Annotated in this window: 3 protein-coding genes; 1 reads left to right on the top strand and 2 read right to left on the bottom strand. The window is 61.9% G+C overall.

Features of this window, described 5'->3' with window-relative positions; all coding sequences use genetic code 11:
- Positions 1 to 157 precede the first annotated feature (157 nt).
- Both ppa and EBBID32_RS19715 read right to left on the bottom strand, forming a co-directional pair.
- Positions 158 to 697 (bottom strand): inorganic diphosphatase, encoded by a 540-nt coding sequence (gene ppa, locus EBBID32_RS19710; protein WP_006965033.1) that lies wholly within the window; start codon positions 695 to 697, stop codon positions 158 to 160.
- Between the two features lie 37 nt (positions 698 to 734).
- The gene (locus EBBID32_RS19715) at positions 735 to 2,666 is read right to left on the bottom strand and encodes a M61 family metallopeptidase (protein ID WP_006965035.1); all 1,932 of its coding nucleotides are present in this window, start codon (positions 2,664 to 2,666) and stop codon (positions 735 to 737) included.
- Between the two features lie 142 nt (positions 2,667 to 2,808).
- Between EBBID32_RS19715 and hisS the strand changes: the two genes are divergently transcribed.
- Positions 2,809 to 4,134: a histidine--tRNA ligase gene (hisS, locus tag EBBID32_RS19720; protein WP_006965036.1), complete on the top strand. Its 1,326-nt coding sequence runs from the start codon at positions 2,809 to 2,811 to the stop codon at positions 4,132 to 4,134.
- Positions 4,135 to 4,184 lie beyond the last annotated feature (50 nt).

A 4,184-nucleotide genomic window follows, 5' to 3' on the forward strand; every position in this document is an offset into this window, starting at 1 on the left:
GTGTCACCCTATCGATAGGGTGACACCCCTCCACCACCAGCTTCGCTGGCGGTCCCCCTCCCCTTGCAGGGGAGGATTTTGGTGCAGCTATATCATCACGAAAAAGGCCGCGCAGATTGTCCTGCGCGGCTTTTCGATTCACTCGGACAATCCGGCCTTACGCCTTCTTGCTCGCCTGATAGCGGGCGATCGCTTCCAGCGTGATCTGCTTGGCGTCCTCGGCACCGCCCCAGGTACCGATCCGCACCCATTTGGTCTTTTCCAAGTCCTTGTAATGGGTGAAGAAATGCTCGATCTGCTCCATCACGATGCCGGGCAGGTCGTCCTTCTCGCTGATGTCGGCATAATAGGGGAAGGTCTTGTTGTCCGGCACGCAGACCAGCTTCTCGTCGCCGCCCGCTTCATCTTCCAGGTTCAGCACCGCGATCGGGCGTGCGCGCACGACCGAGCCGGGGACGAAGGGCGAGCGCGCGATGACCAGCGCGTCGAGCGGATCGCCGTCGGGCGACAGGGTGTGCGGCACGAAGCCATAATTGGCCGGATAGCGCATGGGCGTGTGCAAGATGCGGTCCACGAACAGCGCGCCCGACGCCTTGTCGAACTCATATTTCACCGGCTCGCCGCCGACCGGCACTTCGATGATGACGTTCAGGCTGTTGGGCGGATCGTCGCCTACGGGGATCAGTTCGATATTCATGGGAACGCCTTTTGTTGCACAATAGAATAGCGGGTGTTTATGTTTTTGGTTGGAGCAGCCTGTCGAGACTGCCCTCACCCTCTCCTGTCTTTTCGAGGCGCGGATAGCGCAGCCCGCCTGAATAATCGAGTGACAAAGTGCGGTAATATTTATCCTGTTTCAGGATGATCTGGATCGGTGCCTTGGCCTTGATCGCGGCTTTCCAGACATCGCCCGAATATTCGTCGCCATTGACTGCCAGGATTTTGGCACCGATCACCAGACCCGCCCTGAAGGCCGGGCTGTCCCAGATGACGCTGCTGATTTCGCCGTCATTCTTGACGATCAGGCCGATGCCGAAACTCTGGTCGACCATCTTGCCCGTGCCTTCGGCCGCCTTGGTAATGGCATTGGGCGTATCGCCATAGACCAGCCTGTAACCGCCCATGGTGAAGCCGCCCTTGGGCGTTTCTTTCGTCGGGCTATCCACATAGGTCTGGAAGAAAGTGGCCCAGTCATAGGGGGCGACGCCGTTCAGCGTGTTGATGACGTCCTGACGATTATAGACCAGCTGGCCCCAGTCGCCCGGCTTCACGCCGAAAAAGGCCTTGGCGAAATCGTCCAGCCCCTTGGCACCCTTGGTCTGACGGCGGATGATCGCGTCGGCCTCCAGCCAGATCATCAGCCCTTCATTATAATAGTCTTCCGACCGCTGCCAGCTGGCCCAGCCCTTGGGCCGGCGGGCGGAGATGACGGGATCATGCGTCGTATCCTCCATCGGTCGCCATTGCCGGCCGACCGCCGTGTCCAGCCTGGCCGCGATCTGGGCATAGGCGTCGAGCGTTTCCTGCTTGGTGAACAGGCCCGACCGGGCGCCCAGCACATAGCCCCAGAATTGCGTCTGCCCTTCATAGACCCACAGCAGATTATCCTGCATCGGCGTGCGGAAATCGGGGGTCCAGAGCAGGTCGGGGCGGCGGAACTTGCCGTCCCAGCTATGGGTGAACTCATGGGCCAGCAGGTTGCGGTCCAGCAACGCCTCGCCATCGCTCCACTTCTTGAAATAGCCCGGCTCGACCTGATTTTCCGAACTGCGATGATGTTCGAGGCCGATGCCGCCCATTTCGTCGGTGATCGCCAGCAGGAAATCATAATGGTCGAAATGATAGCTGCCAAACAGCGCGCCCGCTTCGGCGACCAGCTTCTTGTGCTTCGCCATCTGGTCGGGGGTATAGACCAGCTCGTCGGCATCATCGGCGACGATGTTGAGGGTGACATTTTGCCCCAGATCCACCGCCTTGAAATGCTGGCCCGCAAAGACCGGCGAATCCTGCAACGCTTCATAGTCGATGACGTCATAGGCGACGGTATTGCCGGTCCGCTTGCCTCTCAGCGCGGTCGCGGCCTGCCAGCCGGCCGGATAGGTGACGGTCGCCTGCACCGGAATCTGGCGGGTATAATAGCCCGCGGGATAGAGGGATACGCTTTCCCACTGGATATTCTGCATCTTGGGCGTCACCACGACGCGACCCTGATTGCCGACCGTTGCGGACAGGAACTGGAACTGGGCAATGACCTGCTTCGTCCCCTGCGGCACGTCGATGACGAAACCGAAGGCGTTGAGCGGATCGCGCTTCCAGCTCAGCGGCTTGCCATCGGCGGTGAAGGTCAGGCCGGTCAGCTTCTCCAGCTGGCCGCGCGGGGCGTGATTGCCGGGCAACCATTCGGGCATCAGCAGCGTCATCGGCCCGCTGGTCGCGACGGGAATCACCTCCTTCACGCGGAAGATGCGCTGGGTCGTGTCGCTGGCGTCGACCTCCAGCCTGATCGTGCCGCCGGGATAGGGCGCGTCCTTGGGCACGGGGCTGGCATCGTTGATCGGCAGGGCAGTGGGTTTGGACCGGATCGCCTCCTGCGCGGCAAGCGGGTTGGCGATTGCAAGGGACAGGCCCGTTGTCAGGCAAAGGGCGGCAGCAAGGCTGCGGTTCATGAACATCTCCGAAAATGCAGGCTGGGCCGGACGGCCCTCATGTCGCCACAATGGCGTCGCGGCGCGGGCGCGTCCACCCCCTGATGCACAGCCGTAAAATCCGCGTTTCCTTGGGGCGCAATTGCGGTTAAAGGCCCGGCATATGGCGAAAATCGAAACCCCGCGTCCGGTTCGTGGCACGCAAGACATGTTGGGCGGCACCCCGGAAGCGTTTGCGGAACGTTTCGCGCATGTGGTCGCGACCTTTGACCGGGTGCGCAGGCTCTATGGCTTCCAGCGGGTCGAGGTGCCGGTGTTTGAATCGACCGCCGTATTCGCCCGGTCGCTGGGCGAATCCACCGACGTCGTGTCGAAGGAAATGTACACATTCGAGGATCGCGGTGGCGATTCGATTACGCTGCGCCCGGAATTCACCGCCGGGATCAGCCGCGCCTATATTACCGAAGGCTGGCAGCAATATGCGCCGCTCAAAGTCGCGACCCACGGGCCATTGTTCCGCTACGAACGCCCGCAAAAGGGCCGCTTCCGCCAGTTCCACCAGCTTGATGCCGAAATCATCGGCGCGGCCGAGCCGGGCGCGGATGTGGAATTGCTGGTGTTTGCCGACCAGTTGCTGAAAGAATTGGGCATCAATGATGGCGTGACGCTGACGCTCAACACGCTGGGCGACGCGGAAAGTCGCGAGGCATGGCGCACCGCGCTGATCGCCCATTTCGAGGCGCATCGCGGGGACTTGTCAGAGGACAGCGTCGAGCGGCTGGCCAAGAACCCGCTGCGCATCCTCGACAGCAAAGACCCGCGCGACCGCCCGATCGCCGACAGCGCGCCCGACATCGACGCCTATCTGACCAACGAGGCGCGCGCTTTTTTCGAGAAGGTGACGAGCGGGCTGGACGCCGCGGGCGTCGCTTGGGAACGCAATGCGCGGCTGGTGCGTGGTCTCGACTATTACCGCCACACCGCGTTCGAGTTCGTCACCGACCGGCTGGGTGCGCAGGGCACCGTGCTGGGCGGCGGGCGCTATGACGGGCTGATCGAGAATCTGGGCGGCCCTGCCACGCCTGCGGTCGGCTGGGCAGCGGGGATAGAACGGCTGGCGATGTTGGTGGATGCGCCGGAGCGGGAGCAGCCAACAGTGGCCATCATCCCGATGGGCGAAGCCGCCGAAGCGAGGGCCACTGGTATCATCGCTGATCTGCGTCGCGCCGGTATCGCCTGCGACATGGGTTTTCGCGGTAACATGAAAAAGCGGATGCAGCGTGCCAATGCTTCCGGGGCGTTATTTGCTGCCATTCTGGGCGATGATGAAATCGCCAAAGGGGTAATGGCGTTTAAGAATCTTCGGTCGGGTGAGCAGCAGGAAGTACCACTCGTTTCTCCGTATGAACTGTTAAAGATGCTGGTGATTGGTGAAAGCATAGCACGAAATCCAGCGCTGCTTGAAGGCGCGGAGGCAACGGCGGACTAATGCCCACCTCAGCCGATCGCGCCACCCCACCCCCGTTCGCCCTGAGCCTG

This window comes from Sphingobium indicum BiD32 (assembly GCF_000382885.1).
In the GTDB taxonomy this organism is placed as follows: domain Bacteria; phylum Pseudomonadota; class Alphaproteobacteria; order Sphingomonadales; family Sphingomonadaceae; genus Sphingobium; species Sphingobium japonicum_C.